This is a genomic window from Saccharopolyspora hattusasensis (genome assembly GCF_050972075.1).
Classification (GTDB): Bacteria; Actinomycetota; Actinomycetes; order Mycobacteriales; family Pseudonocardiaceae; genus Saccharopolyspora; species Saccharopolyspora hattusasensis.
On sequence record NZ_JBPCDC010000001.1, the window covers coordinates 6,997,490 to 7,012,821 of the forward strand.

Here is a 15,332-nt window from a genome sequence, read left to right on the forward strand (position 1 = left end):
AACGTCAGCCGTGGAAGGTCCACACGGACTTGGTCTCGAGGTAGCCGTCGAGGCTGTCGGGGCCCAGATCGCGGCCGTAGCCGGACTGGGCGAAGCCGCCGAACGGGGCGGCCGGGTCGGTCAGACCCCAGCCGTTGACGTACACCGTTCCGGCGCGCAGGGCGCGGGACATGGTGTGCTCGGTGGCGACGCTGCCGGTCCAGACACCGGCCGCGAGGCCGTAGTCGCTCGCATTGGCGCGGCGGGCGACCTCGTCGGCGTCGTCGAACGGCAGCACGACCACGACCGGGCCGAAGATCTCCTCCCGCACGCATTCCATGTCGTCGGTGACGCCCGCGATCACCGTCGGCGGGAAGAAGAACCCGCCACCGGACGGGAGTTCGCCGGCCTGGTGCACCTTCGCGCCGTCCGCGGCGGCGCGCTCGACGTAGCCGCGCACCCGCTCTAGCTGGCGTTCGCTGACCAGCGGTCCGAAGTCGACGCCCTCATCGAGGCCGTGCCCGATCGTGAGCGCACCGGCCTGGGTGAGCAGCTTGTCGACGACCTCGTCGTGGATGCCGCGGTGAACGAACAGCCGGGACGGGGCGCTGCACGTCTGCCCGGAGTGCCAGAAGATACCGCCCGCCGAGCCGGCGACCGCGGCGTCGAGGTCGGCATCCGGGAAGATGATGTTCGCGCTCTTGCCGCCCAGTTCGAGGGTGACCCGTTTGACGAGATCCGCGGCGCCCCGCGCGATCTGCCGCCCGACCACGGTCGAACCGGTGAACGACAGCTTGCGCACGTCCGGATGCGACACCAGCGTCGCCCCGGGTTCGGCGCCGTGGCCGGGGACCACGTTGAGCACGCCGGGCGGCAGCCCGGCCTCGGTGGCCAGCTCGGCGAGCCACAGCGCCGACAGCGGAGTTTCCTCCGACGCCTTGAACACCACGGGACACCCGGCCGCCAGCGCGGGCGCCATCTTCCATCCGCACAGCAGCAGCGGGAAGTTCCACGCCGTGATCATCCCGGCCACGCCGACCGGCTCCCGCTCGGTGCGCACGTGGATCCCGGGATGGGAGACGGGCACCGTCGTGCCGTGGATCTTGCTCGGCCACCCCGCGTAGTAGAGGAACGTCCGCGCGGCGAACTCGACGTCGATCGCGCGGGCCGCGCCGCGGACCTTGCCCCCGTCGAGCACTTCGAGTTCGGCGAACTGGTCCGCGTGCGTATAGATGGCTTCGCCGATGCGGGACAGGATCCGCCCGCGCTCCAGGGGGCTCAGCTGTCGCCACTCGGAGGCGGGGTCCAGGTTCCGTGCGGCGGCGGCGACCGCCGCGTCGATGTCGGCCGGTCCGGCGCACGCCGTGGTCGCGATCTGGGTGCCGGTGCCCGGGTCGATGACCGGCTGCGTCCGGCCGCTCAGAGCCTCGCAGCGCTCCCCGTCGATGAACAGGTGCGGTGCCGCGGCGAGGCGGGAAGCCACGACGGAAGCAAGGCCCTGGGCACGTGTCGTCGTTGACATCTACGTCCCATCCTTTTCGATATTTGATACAAATTGATGTGACGGAAGCTACGTTAGCGCCCGTCTGATGTCCAGCATGAGTTCAAGACTTACTGTTTTACCTGTTCAAGGCCTGAGAACCCATCGGCGCCCTTGTCTGATCATGTATCAAACTTGTAGGGTCTCACCATCTACTGATGACTGCTGGAGGTTCCGATGCCCGCCGTCGCCGCGGCCCGCCCGTTCCGGGAGGGGCTGCTGAAGCTGGCGCCGCCACGCCTGCTCGGGTCCCGTTGTGATCGCTGTGCCACGGTCTCGTTCCCGGCGCGGGAGTTCTGCCCCGGCTGCCGGGCCGTGGACGCCATCGCGGAGACCGAACTCTCGCCCGCCGGGTCGGTGTACAGCTTCACCGTCGTCCGGCAGGCACCGCCCGGAATCGAGGTGCCCTACGTGCTGGCGTACGTCGATCTCCCGGAAGGCGTTCGCGTCCTCGCACAGGTCAGCGGGGTGGCACCCGAGGACGTCACGATCGGGCTGCCCGTGCACCTGGAACTGACCACCTTCGACCAGGACGCCGAGGGCGCCGACCTGGTCGGCTACCGGTTCCGCGCGGGGAACGAGGTGGCGGCATGAGTCTCGCCCCCGCGCATGTAGCCGGCGCCGGCATGATCCGGTTCGGCAAGTACCCGGTCGAGGTGACCCTCGAACGCATGGCCGTGGGTGCCGCGCGCGCGGCGCTCACCGACGCCGGTGCCGAGCTGCCCCACATCGACGCGGTCTACGTCGGGCACGTCTTCGGCGGGCCCGTCGCCGGCCAGCGCATCGCCGCGCAGCTCGGGCTGGACGGGCGCCCGGTGTCCAACCACGAGAACTACTGCGCCAGCGGAGCGACCGCACTGCGCGAAGCCTGGGTGGCGCTGGCCGCCGGGCTGCACGACGTCACGCTCGTGATCGGCGTCGAGAAGATGACCGACCGGGTGTCCGGCGGCGTCCGCCCCGACCCGGGTGACCTGGACGCCGCGGTTGGTTACGTGATGGCCGCCGGCCACGGGCTCAGCGCCCGCCGGTACATGGCCGACCACGGCGCGACCCGCGAGCAGATCGCCGCGGTCGCGGTGAAGAACCACGCTCATTCGGTGCACAACCCGTTCGCCCACTACCAGCGCCCGGTCAGCCTCGACGAGGTGCTGTCCGCGCGTCCGATCGCGGAACCGCTCGGGCTGCTGGACTGCAGCCCGATCTCCGACGGGGCCGCGGCGATGGTGCTGTGCAGCCCGGCCGGGCTGCGGCGGCTGGGGCTGACCACGCCGGTGCCCCGCATGCTGGGCTGTGCCCTCGTCAGCGGCAGCGTCCGGCCGGGCACGGGCGACGTGAACGAGGAGGACGTCTCCTTGCGGGCGGCCGAGGAGGCCTGGAAGCTCACCGGGGTCGGCCCCGGCGACATCGACCTGGTGGAGATGCACGACTGCTTTACGATCGCGGAAATCGTGCGGATGGAAGGGCTCGGCCTGATCCCGCGCGGCGAAGGCGCGTCCTGGACCGAGGCCGGGCACACCTCGCTCGGTGGGCGGCTGCCGGTCAACCCCAGCGGGGGGTTGCTGTCCCGCGGTCACCCCGTCGGCGCGACCGGCGTCGCCCAGGCCTGCGAGCTGACCTGGCAGCTACGCGGTACCGCGGGCGCGCGCCAGGTCGAGGGCGCCCGCGTCGGCCTGAGCTACTGCAAGGGCGGCACGGTCAACGGCACCGACGGCGGATCGGTGACGACGCTGGTGATGGCCCGATGACCACTCAGGTGTCCACCGGCGTGCACGTGTGGGGTGGCCGTACCGCTCCGGCGCTCCTGTCCGCACTGTCCACTGTGGAATCCGCGGTGCTCGCCGCCTGCCTGGTGCCGGACCTGCCCGGTGATCGCGATCTGGAAGCGCTGTCCGACGAGCTGCTCGACGCCGAGATCGGCGACGTGCTCGGCGGCGTACTGGCGGAGGTACAGCGGCTGCTGCCCGGACTGACCGGATCGGGGCGGCTGCTGTTCCTGCTGCCGGCCGAGGCTGCGCTGGGGCGGCCGCACGCCACCTCCGCCGGTGCCGTCGCCGGGGGGATCCTGTCGATGGCACGGACGCTGGCGATCGAACTCGCCCGCGACGGCATCGCGGTGAACACCGTGCTGTACGCCGACGCCGCCGAAACCGCGGTCGCGCACCAGGTCACGGCGCTGGTCGCCGCCGAGGGCGCGGCCGTGACGGGGCAGGAGATCTACGTGACCGCGGGCAGCGGCCTGGGGAGGTTGCGGCCATGAAGACCGCGCTCGTGACCGGCGGCGCCGGTGATATCGGCCGGGGCGTCTGCGCGCGGCTGGCCAGGGATGCCGACGTGGTGGTCGTCGCGGACCTCGATCCCGCCGAGGCGGCGGCCGAGATCGGGCCGAAGGCGCGGCCGATGGTCCTGGACGTCAGCTCTCCGGCTTCCCGCACTGCGGTGGCCGCGGCCTGTGTCGAGGAGTTCGGCGGCGTCGACATCCTGGTCAACTGCGCCGGTGTGCTCAAGGACGCCCGCGTCGGCACGCTCGATCCGGCGTTGTTCCGCCGCCTGCTCGCGATCAACCTGCTGGGCCCGCTGGCTCTCACCCGGCTGCTGCTCGGGCCCATGGCGCGGCGCGGCGGGGGCGCGGTCGTCAACATCGCCTCCCGCGCCTGGCTGGGCACCTTCGGCTCCACGGCCTACTCGACCGCCAAGGGCGGTCTGGTTGGTGCCACCCGCTCGCTCGCGCTGGAAGTCGCACGCCAGTGCATCACCGTCAACTGCGTCGCCCCCGGGTTCGTCGCCACCCGGATGACCGACGGCCTGCCGGACCGGATCCGTGAGCGCACCCTCGACGCCATCCCGGTCGGTCGCGCCGGGCGCCCCGATGATGTCGCGGACGCGGTCGCCTACCTGGCCGGCGCCTCGTACGTCACCGGTCAGGTGCTCGTCGTGTGCGGCGGGCGCAGCATCGGCGACCCCTACCGGCAACCGGCGTGAGGGGAACGCACATGGGACCACTGAAAGGACTGCGTGTCGTGGAGTTCGCCGGGCTCGGCCCGGCACCCTTCGCCACGATGATGCTTGCCGACAGCGGTGCCGAGGTCGTGCGCATCGACCGGCCCGGAGCCGGGCGGTCCGGCGGGATCCTCGACCGCGGGCGCTCCGCGGTCGGCCTCGACCTGAAATCCGATAGTGGCCTGGCCGAGGCCCGTGCGCTGATCGGCCGCGCCGACGTGCTCATCGAAGGTTTCCGGCCGGGCGTTATGGAGCGGCTGGGCCTGGGACCCCAGGTGTGCCTCGACCTCAACCCGCGCCTGGTCTACGGGCGGATGACCGGCTGGGGCCAGACCGGACCGCTGGCCGCCAAGGCCGGGCACGACATCAACTACCTCGCCCTCACCGGCGCCCTGCGTTCGATTGCCCGCCGGGGACAGGCCCCCGTGCCGCCGCTCAACCTCGTCGGGGACTACGGCGGCGGCGGGATGCTGCTCGCCTTCGGGGTGCTGGCGGCACTGCGCGAGCGCGACGCGAGCGGCCGCGGCCAGGTCGTCGACGCCGCCATGATCGACGGGGTCAGCCTGCTGATGTCGGGCATCTGGCAGCGCGTCGCCGACGGCCGGTGGCGGACCGAACCCGGCACCAACGACATCGACACCGGTGCCCCCTTCTACGACGTCTACGAGACCGCCGATGGCGAGTACGTCGCGGTGGGCAGCATGGAGCCGCGGTTCTACGACCGGCTCGTCCGGGCACTCGGGCTGGATCCCGCCCAGCTGCCCGAGCAGTGGGACCGGGCGTCCTGGCCTGCCACGAAGAAGCTGTTCGCCGGGATCTTCGCCGGCCGGACCCGGGACGAGTGGGCGGAGATCTTCGCGCCCCTCGACGCCTGCGTCACGCCGGTGCTCAGTATGGCCGAGGCGAGCGCGGACCCGCACCTGGCGGCACGCGCGACGCTGCGGACGCGCGATGGTCGCGTGGAACCCGCGCCCGGCCCGCGCTTCGGTCCGACCGCGGAGGGATAGTCTTGATAAAGTATTCGGCATCGGCGGCACGAGGACGGGGTGACATGGCGAGGGCGGCGCAGCCACGACGGCGGAACACCAGCGACGAAGTCGCCGCCCACATCCGCGAGCGCATCTTCGACGGCACCCTCGAACGGGGCCAGCGCGTGCCGCAGGACGCGATCGCCGCCGAACTCGGCGTCAGCCGGCTGCCGGTGCGCGAAGCGCTCATCACCCTCGAGACCGAGGGCCTGGTGGACACCGAGACCCACCGCGGCACGTTCGTCGTGCCGATCCGCCAGGAGGACATCGAGGACCACTACCGCATCTACGGCATGGTCCAGGGCCTGGCGACCGCGCGAGCCGCCACCCGCATCACCGAGCCCGTGCTGCGCAAGCTCGAGGAACTGCACGAGCAGATGGGACGCAGCACCGATGCCGACGAGCTGCACGACCTGAACTGGGAGTTCCACACCCTGATCAACAAGACCGGGGGCAGCAGGCGACTGCTCTCGGTGCTGCGGCAGCTGTCGCGCAACCTCCCGCGTTCGGTCTACGAGGCGCCCTCGGGCGGCGGACCCCAGGCGAACACCGGGCACGCCCGGATCCTGGCGGCGCTGCGAGCGGGCGATGCCGCGGCAGCCGATGCCGCCAGCCGCGAGCACGTCCGCGGTGAAGGCGACTACGTGGTGCGGACTCTGCGCACCAAGAGCGTGCTCGCCGACGACGAGTTCTGACGCGCCACCCGTGCCACCGGCGAAACCGGGTCTCTGCCCACTGAACATATATATGATCAAATATCCGAACGACGAGGGAGTCGTGATGAGCACGCCACTCGCGGCTGTCGCCGGGGTGGGCACCACCCGCTTCGGGAGGCCGCCCGATCTCTCCGCCGATGACCTGGCCGGCTGGGCCCTGCGCGAGGCGCTGTCCGACGCCGGGCTCACGGTGCGCGACATCGACGGGCTCGTGGCCACCCGGGTCAGCGGCTATGAGCAGTTCGCCTCGGCCCATGGCCTGCAGCCCCGGTGGTGCGTGCAACTGCCCTCCGAGGGGCGGATGTGCGGGGCGGCGATCGCACTGGCCGTCAACGCGCTCCGCACCGGGGAATGCCGGACCGTCGCTCTCGTCTACGGCAACAACGGCCGCTCCGCTGGCGCCACCTACGGAGCCGGAGGCGCGGGATACACCGCCGCGGGGGAGGGCTATGGGACCGCGCCCGAGCTGACCCGGCCGTACGGGATGACCTCGCCGGGCGCGTTCTCGGCGCTCATGTTTCAACGGCACAGCCACCTGTACGGCACCACCGAGGAACAGCTGGCCGAGGTCGCGGTGACCTTCCGCGGGCACGCGGCGCTCAATACCGCGGCCGTCATGCGCGACCCGCTGGACCTGGAGACCTACCTGGCCTCCCGCTACATCGTCGAGCCGCTGCGCCTGTTCGACTACTGCCTGATCAACGACGGAGGCGTGGCGGTGATCCTCACGACTGCCGAGGCCGCCACGGATCTGCCGCGTCCGCCGGTCTATGTCATCGGAGTCGCCCAGCGAGCCCAGTTCCTCGGTTCCGACTTCCCGCCCGAGGATTTCTGGGCCGGGGCGATCGGCGAGGTCGGAAGTGCCGCGCTGCACCAGGCCGGCCGCGACCGCGCCGACATGGACGGGCTGATGCTCTACGACAATTTCAGCCCCACCGTGCTGTTCACCTTGGAGGGCCTGGGTTACTGCCCGCCCGGCGAGTCCGGGCGCTGGATCCAGAACGGCCGCATCGGCCTGGGCGGCGAACTTCCGGTCAACACCTCCGGTGGGCACCTGTCGGAGAGCTACCTTCAGGGATGGGGCCTCACCGTCGAGGCCGTCCGCCAGCTGCGCGGCGAGTGCGGTGCCCGGCAGATCCCGGGAGCGACCCACATCCAGTACGCCTGCGCCGCGCCGCTTGTGTCCTCCGTCGTGTACGGGAGCGAGCCGTGACCGCCGACCTTGGGGAACATTTCGCCGGGCTCGAAGCCGGACGGCTGTGCGTGGCGCGCTGCGGGGCGTGTGGTGAATCCCGGTTCCCGCCCAAACCGGTCTGCCCGCACTGCCGCGTGTCCCGCGGTATCGAGTGGTTCACCGCCGCCGGCACCGGAACCGTGTGGTCGTTCGCGGTGTTCCACAAAGCGTATTTCCCGCCACCGGGGCCACAACCGCCTTATGCCGTGGCGGTCGTGCTGCTGACCGAAGGCATCAAGATCATCAGCAATGTCACCGGTGACGGCGTTCGCGTCGGCATGCCGGTCCGAGCGAGCTTCAAGCGTGTGAACGGCGTTGCGCTGGTGCGCTTCCACCCGGCCTGAGGAGTCCATTGTGGATCATTACCGATTACTGAACCAGACGACGCTGCCGGGTGTGCTGCGCGCGCTGGGCGAGCATTTCGGCGACACCGAGGCGGTCGTCGCCGCGGACGGTCGCGCGACCTTCGCCGCCCTGCTCGGCTCCTGTGAGCGGGTGGCGGCGGGCTACGCCGCTGCGGGCCTGCGGCCGGGCGGCCGGGTGGGTGTGCTGCTGCCCAACGGGCTGCGCTGGCTCACCGCGACGCTCGGCGCGCAGCTGGCCGGGCTCGTCGCGGTCCCGATCAACACGTGGTACCGCTCCTCCGAGTACGCCTACGTCATCGAACGTGCCCACCTGCGCACCGTGATCACCGATGCCAAGCTGTTCGGCCGCGACGTGCTCGCCGACCTCGCCGAGGCCGGTTACGGCGAGATCTTCGGCGAGTCCCGGCGCGACTACCTCGGCGCGCTCACCTGGCCCGCCGGCGCCGAAGTACCCCCGGCTCTGCCTGCCGGCGCACCCGTGGACGTGCCGGTCGGGCCGGACGATCTGGCGGCGATCCTGTTCACCAGCGGCAGCACCGCGAAACCCAAACCCGTCCCGCTGCGGCACGGTCCGCTGGTCGCCAATCCCCGGGAGATCGGCCGCCGCCAGCACCTGCGCCCCGGCGACCGGCTGTGGATCTCCGCGCCCTTTTTCTTCGGCTACGGCACCGCCAACGCGCTGCCCGTCGCCCTCACCCACGCCACGACCCTGTGCCTGCAGGAACGGCTCGACGGTGAAGCGGCGCTGGAGTTCATCGAACGCGAGCGCTGCACTGTCTACTATGGACTCGCTCCGACCACCCGTGCGCTGCTGTCGGCGCCCTCGTTCGGGAAGCGCGATATTTCGTCGTTGCGCACCGGAACCACCGGTTTCACCGCCGAGGACAAGCGCCTCGCCATCGAGGAACTCGGGGTCACCCAGATCTGCAGCATGTACGGGCTCACCGAGGCCTATGGCCACTCCGCGGTCAGCGACGCCCTGGATCCCGTCGAGGTCAAGCTGCACACCTGCGGCACCGCGTTGCCCACGCAGCGAATCCGGATCGTCGGCGACGCCGGCGAACCGTGCCCGGCCGGTGTGAGCGGTGAGATCGAGCTGTCCGGCGCCGTGATCGGCGGCTACCTCGACGCACCCGACCTCGACACCGAAGCGATCCGGCCCGGCGGCTGGTTCCGCACCGGTGACCTCGGGTCGCTCGACGAGCACGGCCGGCTGCGTTTCGCCGGACGCAGCAAGGAGATGATGAAGATCAAGGGCATCAACATCGCGTCGGCCGAGGTCGAGGAGGTCCTCATCGGTCATCCCGGGGTGGATCAGGCCTTCGTCATGGGCTTGCCCGGTGCCGGCGGTGACGAAGTGATGGCCTGCGTCCTGGTGCCGCGCGACCCCGACGCCGATCAGGACGGTCTCATCGCCGACGTGACCGCCCACATCCGGGCCAACGCGGCCAGCTACAAGGTGCCCGCCCGGTTCGTGCTGATGGCCGGGCCCGACCTGCCGCTCACCGACACCGGCAAGGTCAGCAAGCTCAAGCTGCGGGAGGTGCTCGATGCCTGAGATCCGTTTGCTCGCAAGCGGTATCGGCTTCACTGAGGGTCCTTTGTGGACAAGCGACGGCCGTCTGCTGGTGACCAGTGTGTCCCGCGGCCAGGTCCTCGAACTCGACCACCGCACCGGCGCCGTGGTACGCCGCGTCGAGACCGGCGGCGGACCCAACGGCCTGGCCGAGGACGAACATGGCCGGGTCTGGGTCGCCCAGAACGGCGGATCGGTGCGGCCCAGCAGTTCGCGCCGGGCGGCCGCCCCCGGACTCCAGACCCTCCTCGGCGACACGGTCCTCGACGCGGTCAGCACCGGCCTGCGTTCCCCCAACGACCTCGTGCGCGGACCGGACGGACGGATCTGGTTCACCGACCCCGGCAGCCCGCACGAAGAGAGCCCCGGCCAGGTGTACGCCTACAATCCGCGCGGCGGCCGCCTCGAAGTGATGGCCGAGGGCATCGACTTCCCCAACGGGCTGGCTTTCGCCCTGGACGGAACCCAGTTGTTCGTCGCCGCCACCCGGGAACGCCGCCTGGTGCGCTACACCTGGAACGGGCGCGCATTGCGGTGTGACGGCGTCTTCGCCGAACTCCCCGGCGGTCCCGATGGGCTCGCGTTCGACGTCGAGGGGCGGCTTTACGCGGCCGTGCCCGACGCGGACCAGATCGCCGTGACCGACGCCGACGGCAGCCCCCGCACCCCGGTCCGGTTTCCGGCGGGCACCTTCCCCACCAACCTGTGTTTCGCCGGACCGGCACGCGACACGCTCGTCGTCACCGCGGCCAAGGGCGGCCGGGTGCTGGCCTTGGCCGATGTCGCCACCGGCCCCCGGCATCTCCTGCCCAACGCATCGAGGAGTCTCGATGATGCCCGGCGGCGGGCATGAGCGAACGGCCGCTGGGCATCGCGGAACGCGTGCGGGACGCGGCGACCCTGCTGTTCGTCCCCGGCGACCGGCCGGAGCGTTCGCGAAGGCCGCGGCGGCCGGCGCCGACCTGGTCGTGCTGGACCTGGAAGACGCGGTGGCCCCTGACCGCAAGGACGACGCGCGAAAGCACGTGGCGGAATGGCTGGCCGGCGGGCACGAGTGCGCTGTCCGGATTAACGTGGCGGGCACCGAGTGGTACCGGCGGGACGTGGCCGCGGTGACCGCACCCGGCCGCGCGGTGATGCTGCCGAAGGCCGAGGACCTGGTCGTGCTGCACGAGCTGGCGGCGGCCCTCGGCGACACCGGATGTGTCCTCGCGCTGATCGAGACAGCGCGCGGCGTGGTGGACGCGCGCGACATCGCGGCGGTGCCCGGGATGCGGCGGCTGGCGTTCGGCAGCTTCGACTTCGCCGCGCAGCTCGGCGTCGCCCCGACTGACCGCGAGGCGCTCGGGCCCGCGCGCGGCGCATTGGTGCTGGTATCGGCCGCTGCCGGACTCGCCGGTCCGATCGACGGCGTCACCTGCGACCTGCACGACGAAGACCTGCTCACCGACGACGCCCGCCACGCCCGGCAACTCGGGTTCACCGGGAAGCTGTGCGCGCACCCGAAGCAGGTCCGGTGGCCGCGGCCGCACTGCGCCCGAGGGACGCCGAGGTGGGCTGGGCGCGGACCGTCCTCGACGCGGTGTCGGCGGATGGGGTCGTCACGGTGAACGGGCAGATGATCGACAAGCCGGTGCTGGACCGCGCACGCCGCATCCTCCGGCAGGCAACGCAAAGGAGTGGGCAGTGAAGCTCAGCGAGGACGAGCGGCAGATGGTCGCACTGGTCTCGGAGTTCGTCGACGAGCGGGTGCGCCCTCGGGTGCGCGAGTTCGAAGAGGACGACATCTACCCGGCCGAGTTCATCGAAGAGATGAAGAAGCTCGGGTTCTTCGGTCTGCTCGCGCCCGCGGACTACAGCGGCGTCGGGGTGAGCACGGCGTGTTTCGCGCGGGTCACCGAGGAACTGGCCCGGGGCTGGATGAGCCTGGCCGGCGCGATCGGCGGCCACTCCGTCATCACCTACCTGATCAACACCTTCGGCACGCCCGAGCAGCGCGAGCGGTACCTGCCGAAGATGGCCGACGGGACCATCCGCGCAACCATGGCGCTGACCGAGCCCGGCGGCGGCAGCGACCTGCAGGCGATGCGCACTCACGCCGTGCCCGACGGGGACGGGTGGTCGATCACCGGGTCAAAGACGTGGATTTCCAACGCCGCGCACTCCGGGCTGATCGGCCTGCTGTGCATCACCGACCGCGACGCGAAGCCCGCGCACCGCGGGATGAGCGTGCTACTGGTCGAGCCCGGCGACGGGCTCACGATCTCGAAGAAGCTGCCCAAGCTCGGCTACCGCGGCATCGAGGCGTGCGAGCTGATCTTCGACGCGATGCGCGTGCCCGGACACGCCGTGCTCGGCGGAACCGCGCACCAGGGCTGGCCGCAGATGATGCGCGGCCTGGAGGTCGGGCGGATCCAGGTCGCCTCGCGCGCGGTAGGTGTCGGTCAGGCCGCGCTCAACGCCGCGGTGCGGTACGCGCAGGAACGGGAGTCCTTCGGCAAGCCGATCTGGAAGCACCAGTCCGTGGGCAACCTGCTCGCCGACATGGCCACCAGGATGCGCGCGGCGCGGCTGCTGACCTTGGACGCCGCCGAGCGGCTGGACGCCGGTCAGCGCGCGGACATGGAAGCCGGCATGGCGAAGCTGTTCGCCTCCGAGACCGCGATGCAGGTGGCCCTGGACGCGGTGCGGGTGCACGGCGGCTACGGCTACTCCAAGGAGTTCGACGTCGAACGCTATTTTCGGGACGCACCGCTGATGATCGTCGGCGAGGGCACCAACGAGATCCAGCGCAACGTGATCGCGGCGCAGCTCATCGCCCGCAACAAGATCTGACTGCCAGGAACGGCAGTGACCGGCGGAAGGTTCAGGTAACCTTTATAGCGCAATGGAAACCGCACACGCTGAGCACCCGCGAGGTGATCGACCCGGGTCGGGTCGACGCGCTGGCGCGGCTTTTCGACAACGGCCTGCGTGGGCCTGGGCCAGGTGACGAGCTCCCGCCGCTGTGGCATTGGGTGGCGCTGCCCCGCTGGCCGATCTCCTCGGAGCTGGGCACCGACGGACATCCGTCGTGCGGGGCATTCCTGCCCCCGATCGCCCTGCCGCGGCGGATGTTTGCCGGAGGCGAGCTGACCTTCCACAATCGGCTCCGGGTCGGCGAGACGGTGCATCGCGAATCCACTGTGGACTCGGTGACGGAGAAGCAGGGCCGGTCCGGGAAACTCGTCGTGGTGGTGGTGCGTACCCAGCTGTTCAAAGCCGACGGTGGCCTGGCGATCGACGAACGGCAGGACCTGATCTACCGCGAGGCCGGGGCACCGTCCGCCGAGGTCGCGTCGGTGGCGGACGCCGCGCAGTTCCGCCCTGTCGGTGCCCCGTTCCACCGGGCGGGTGAGTGGACCTGGGACTTCGCCATCGATCCGACCCTGTTGATGCGCTTCTCCGCCGTCACAGCCAACGCACACCGGATCCACTACGACTGGCCCTACGCCACCCGCGTCGAGGGCTATCCAGGACTGGTGGCGCACGGACCGCTGATGACCCTGGCGCTCGCCGAGGTGCTGCGACTGGAACACCTGTCCGGGCGCCTGACCCGGCTGACCCACCGCAACAAGACACCGCTGTTCTGCGGCCAGCCCGCCCGGCTCCACGGCCACCGCACCCCATACGGCGTCGACATGGACCTCTTCGGCCCGGCTGGTGGCCCCCACACCAGCCTGACCATCGAACTCCAGCAGGAAGGCACTCCCCTGCCTGACGGCGTAGAGGGACGGGTTCCGGATTCGATGACCGGTTACTAGGCGACAACCGCCTGCACTGGGTGCGTGACGTCACCTACGGCGAGGACAAGTCCCTGATCAGAACCGCAAACGCACCACGCGTGATGGCCACCATCCGCTCAACCGCGATCAGCCTCCTACGCCTCGACGGCGCCACCAACATCAAAAAAGCCAACCGCGACCACGCCAGATTCCCCGAACGCACCCTCACCCTCATCGAAACCGCATGATGAACCATGCCCATCCACACGAAAACACAGGTCAGACATAGGATTCAACGAACTTGCCGGATCCCTGGGGCTGCCTTGAAGTGCGTCTATCTCGCAATCACGAGTCTTGATCCCACCGGGACGGGCCGCAAGCGCTGGTCCAACCGCTGGAAGAAGGCCCTCAACGCCTTCGAGATCACCTTCGACGGACGCCCAGGGCGTGTGCAAGGTTGATCTGAGGGTTGCGGCGGGTTTCTGTCCAGGTGGGACGCGAGACGAGGGCGCGGTTTCCGGTGGGAGATCATCGGGTTGTCCAAGCCGTGACGGTCTATCCAGGAGCCGCGCTCTTGTGTTCTTGGCTTCCCTGATTCGGGTTGTGCTTGACCGGCCCACCGTCACAGTCGAGTCCTTGCGGGGTCGTGTGGACGGTCTCTGGCGGGCTCTGGAGGCGGTGGGCGGGGAATCCTGTATGGGTTGCCGTTGCTGCCGACTCTGCCGGCCCTGGCGGTGAACGCCGGTGCGAAGACGTTCATCGAGTCCGTCTCGGTGGAGAGAACCCGCAAGTTCCATTGAAATCGAACCTTCGATTTCAATGGAACTTGCGGACCGTCGGCGTGTCGCACCCCGACACGCCGATGCCTGTGGACAACCTCCGCAATTTCAATGGAAATCGTGGACGGGCACGGACGTGCCAGGGCCCGCAGCCTGAAAGGTCCTTGTTCTGGACGGAAACCTGCGAACCGATCTGCTCGGGGCCCGGCAGGGCATCCGGATATGGCGCTGGCGCCGCCCGAACGGCAAAGCCGCCGGTATCGAAACGGTCCACCACCTGGCCAACCTGCCACCCACCTGGCCAACCTGCCACCCACCTGGCCAACCTGCCACCCACCTGGCCAACCTGCCACCCACCTCCCTATCCGAAACTACCTAAACCGGACAGGTCAACCTTGCACACGCCCTGGACGGACGCCTGTCCGCCGGACGCCGATAAAACCGAAAACAACAGTTACACCGAAAACTTGACAGCCCCTGGATCTTTCGGGCAGCAGTGAGGCAGTGGTATGTTTCGGGTTAGGGTGTCGGCATGTAAATGTGTCGTGAAATGTTCCTGTCGTCGCGAACTTTGGGCAATGGCCATCGGCTTTCGGGCAGTTGTGGCTGTTGTTCATGTTCGCGTCTCCTGTTGTGCCGTCATACTGGAACTATTGTCTCAGTTGGTCAGTGGGATGGGAAGATGATCATCTTGGGTCGGAAAAATGACCGGGTAATGGGGGCTTCACCTCGCGGCAGATCCGTTGGCTGCGCACACATCTAGAAGGTTGCTTGTTCGGCGTGGAACGAGCTCTCGATGGCGCGGTGGATGATTGGGTCATCACAAGGCTGTTCGTCGGCCATACTGGCGAGCGCAGCGGCGCATTCAGGCTATGCCTGACGCGGGCATCGGTCAAGACTGTAATCGGCCATCTGCCGTACCGCAGTGGAGGCATCGTGATTCCGGCCACGGCCACGGCCGCCGCGCAGAGCTTTTCCACGCGAGCCGGGAGACGCTGGACGATGAGTGAGACGCCCGATGCTGTTCTTGCCAAGCGGCGGTTTGCCGTCCTTGTTGTGAGGTGTCCCGGCGCCATTGCATGAAAGATATGTGTGTTAAGGATCTTTCATTATTGGGGTGGTCTTGATTCATAGGGGGGAGTCCCGCGTGGCCAAGGAAGGAGAGGCACGGTTGGTGGCGGTTGCCGACGTGTTCCAGGCCGGTCTCTGTGGCGGTGTGGGCTTGGTCGATGGCGTTGGGGCAGAGGTTCGCCGGTTCGGTGGCTTTGACGTTAGTCGTTGCTGCTGGGAGCGTGCACTATCCGTTTTCGCCTTGGAAGCAGTGTTACCGCGCTCGTGGATCACGGTGCGGGCA

General features: G+C 69.6%; 18 protein-coding genes and 1 pseudogene. 17 read left to right on the forward strand and 2 right to left on the reverse strand.

The window, feature by feature from the left end:
• Positions 1 to 4: 4 nt before the first annotated feature.
• Positions 5 to 1,501, reverse strand: a complete 1,497-nt coding sequence (locus tag ACRXBZ_RS33725; protein ID WP_433882510.1) for an aldehyde dehydrogenase family protein — start codon at positions 1,499 to 1,501, stop codon at positions 5 to 7.
• A gap of 195 nt (positions 1,502 to 1,696) precedes the next feature.
• On the opposite strand from ACRXBZ_RS33725, the gene ACRXBZ_RS33730 reads away from it, so the two are divergent.
• From ACRXBZ_RS33730 to ACRXBZ_RS33800, 16 genes and pseudogenes are all read left to right on the forward strand, one after another.
• Positions 1,697 to 2,113, forward strand: coding sequence for a Zn-ribbon domain-containing OB-fold protein (locus ACRXBZ_RS33730; RefSeq protein WP_433882511.1), 417 nt, complete (start codon positions 1,697 to 1,699; stop codon positions 2,111 to 2,113).
• Positions 2,110 to 3,264, forward strand: a complete 1,155-nt coding sequence (locus tag ACRXBZ_RS33735; protein ID WP_433882512.1) for a thiolase family protein — start codon at positions 2,110 to 2,112, stop codon at positions 3,262 to 3,264. The genes ACRXBZ_RS33730 and ACRXBZ_RS33735 overlap by 4 nt, the downstream gene beginning before the upstream one ends.
• Positions 3,261 to 3,776: a hypothetical protein gene (locus ACRXBZ_RS33740; protein WP_433882513.1), complete on the forward strand. Its 516-nt coding sequence runs from the start codon at positions 3,261 to 3,263 to the stop codon at positions 3,774 to 3,776. The genes ACRXBZ_RS33735 and ACRXBZ_RS33740 overlap by 4 nt, the downstream gene beginning before the upstream one ends.
• The gene (locus ACRXBZ_RS33745; RefSeq protein ID WP_433882514.1) at positions 3,773 to 4,498 is read left to right on the forward strand and encodes an SDR family NAD(P)-dependent oxidoreductase; all 726 of its coding nucleotides are present in this window, start codon (positions 3,773 to 3,775) and stop codon (positions 4,496 to 4,498) included. The genes ACRXBZ_RS33740 and ACRXBZ_RS33745 overlap by 4 nt, the downstream gene beginning before the upstream one ends.
• Positions 4,499 to 4,509: 11 nt before the next feature.
• Entirely contained in the window at positions 4,510 to 5,523 is a 1,014-nt protein-coding gene (locus ACRXBZ_RS33750; protein WP_433882515.1) for a CaiB/BaiF CoA transferase family protein, read from the forward strand.
• A 44-nt stretch (positions 5,524 to 5,567) separates the two neighbouring features.
• A complete protein-coding gene (locus ACRXBZ_RS33755; protein WP_433882516.1) occupies positions 5,568 to 6,239 on the forward strand; it encodes a GntR family transcriptional regulator in 672 nt (223 codons plus the stop codon).
• Positions 6,240 to 6,324: 85 nt separating this feature from the next.
• Positions 6,325 to 7,473 (forward strand): thiolase family protein, encoded by a 1,149-nt coding sequence (locus tag ACRXBZ_RS33760; RefSeq protein ID WP_433882517.1) that lies wholly within the window; start codon positions 6,325 to 6,327, stop codon positions 7,471 to 7,473.
• On the forward strand, positions 7,470 to 7,838 hold the full coding sequence (locus tag ACRXBZ_RS33765; protein ID WP_433882518.1) for a Zn-ribbon domain-containing OB-fold protein: 369 nt from the start codon (positions 7,470 to 7,472) through the stop codon (positions 7,836 to 7,838). The genes ACRXBZ_RS33760 and ACRXBZ_RS33765 overlap by 4 nt, the downstream gene beginning before the upstream one ends.
• 10 nt (positions 7,839 to 7,848) lie before the next feature.
• Positions 7,849 to 9,417 (forward strand): class I adenylate-forming enzyme family protein, encoded by a 1,569-nt coding sequence (locus ACRXBZ_RS33770; RefSeq protein ID WP_433882519.1) that lies wholly within the window; start codon positions 7,849 to 7,851, stop codon positions 9,415 to 9,417.
• Positions 9,410 to 10,288 (forward strand): SMP-30/gluconolactonase/LRE family protein, encoded by an 879-nt coding sequence (locus ACRXBZ_RS33775; RefSeq protein ID WP_433882520.1) that lies wholly within the window; start codon positions 9,410 to 9,412, stop codon positions 10,286 to 10,288. The genes ACRXBZ_RS33770 and ACRXBZ_RS33775 overlap by 8 nt, the downstream gene beginning before the upstream one ends.
• Positions 10,266 to 11,045 carry an HpcH/HpaI aldolase/citrate lyase family protein gene (locus ACRXBZ_RS33780; RefSeq protein ID WP_433882521.1) on the forward strand — a complete coding sequence of 260 codons (780 nt, stop codon included), beginning with the start codon at positions 10,266 to 10,268 and terminating at the stop codon, positions 11,043 to 11,045. The genes ACRXBZ_RS33775 and ACRXBZ_RS33780 overlap by 23 nt, the downstream gene beginning before the upstream one ends.
• Positions 11,018 to 11,125: a hypothetical protein gene (locus ACRXBZ_RS42195; RefSeq protein WP_490885430.1), complete on the forward strand. Its 108-nt coding sequence runs from the start codon at positions 11,018 to 11,020 to the stop codon at positions 11,123 to 11,125. The genes ACRXBZ_RS33780 and ACRXBZ_RS42195 overlap by 28 nt, the downstream gene beginning before the upstream one ends.
• Positions 11,122 to 12,270, forward strand: coding sequence for an acyl-CoA dehydrogenase family protein (locus ACRXBZ_RS33785; RefSeq protein WP_433882522.1), 1,149 nt, complete (start codon positions 11,122 to 11,124; stop codon positions 12,268 to 12,270). Before ACRXBZ_RS42195 ends, ACRXBZ_RS33785 begins: the two co-directional genes overlap by 4 nt.
• Before the next feature lie 83 nt (positions 12,271 to 12,353).
• Positions 12,354 to 13,238 (forward strand): HTD2 family dehydratase, encoded by an 885-nt coding sequence (locus tag ACRXBZ_RS33790; protein ID WP_433882523.1) that lies wholly within the window; start codon positions 12,354 to 12,356, stop codon positions 13,236 to 13,238.
• A 20-nt stretch (positions 13,239 to 13,258) separates the two neighbouring features.
• Positions 13,259 to 13,447 carry a hypothetical protein gene (locus ACRXBZ_RS33795; RefSeq protein ID WP_433882524.1) on the forward strand — a complete coding sequence of 63 codons (189 nt, stop codon included), beginning with the start codon at positions 13,259 to 13,261 and terminating at the stop codon, positions 13,445 to 13,447.
• 69 nt (positions 13,448 to 13,516) lie between these two features.
• Positions 13,517 to 13,660, forward strand: a pseudogene (locus ACRXBZ_RS33800) (IS256 family transposase); the annotation flags it as partial.
• 355 nt (positions 13,661 to 14,015) lie between these two features.
• On the opposite strand, the gene ACRXBZ_RS33805 reads toward ACRXBZ_RS33800, so the two are convergent.
• On the reverse strand, positions 14,016 to 14,255 hold the full coding sequence (locus ACRXBZ_RS33805) for a hypothetical protein (protein WP_246868638.1): 240 nt from the start codon (positions 14,253 to 14,255) through the stop codon (positions 14,016 to 14,018).
• A 494-nt stretch (positions 14,256 to 14,749) separates the two neighbouring features.
• Between ACRXBZ_RS33805 and ACRXBZ_RS33810 the strand changes: the two genes are divergently transcribed.
• Positions 14,750 to 15,061: a hypothetical protein gene (locus ACRXBZ_RS33810; protein ID WP_433882525.1), complete on the forward strand. Its 312-nt coding sequence runs from the start codon at positions 14,750 to 14,752 to the stop codon at positions 15,059 to 15,061.
• Positions 15,062 to 15,332: the final 271 nt, after the last annotated feature.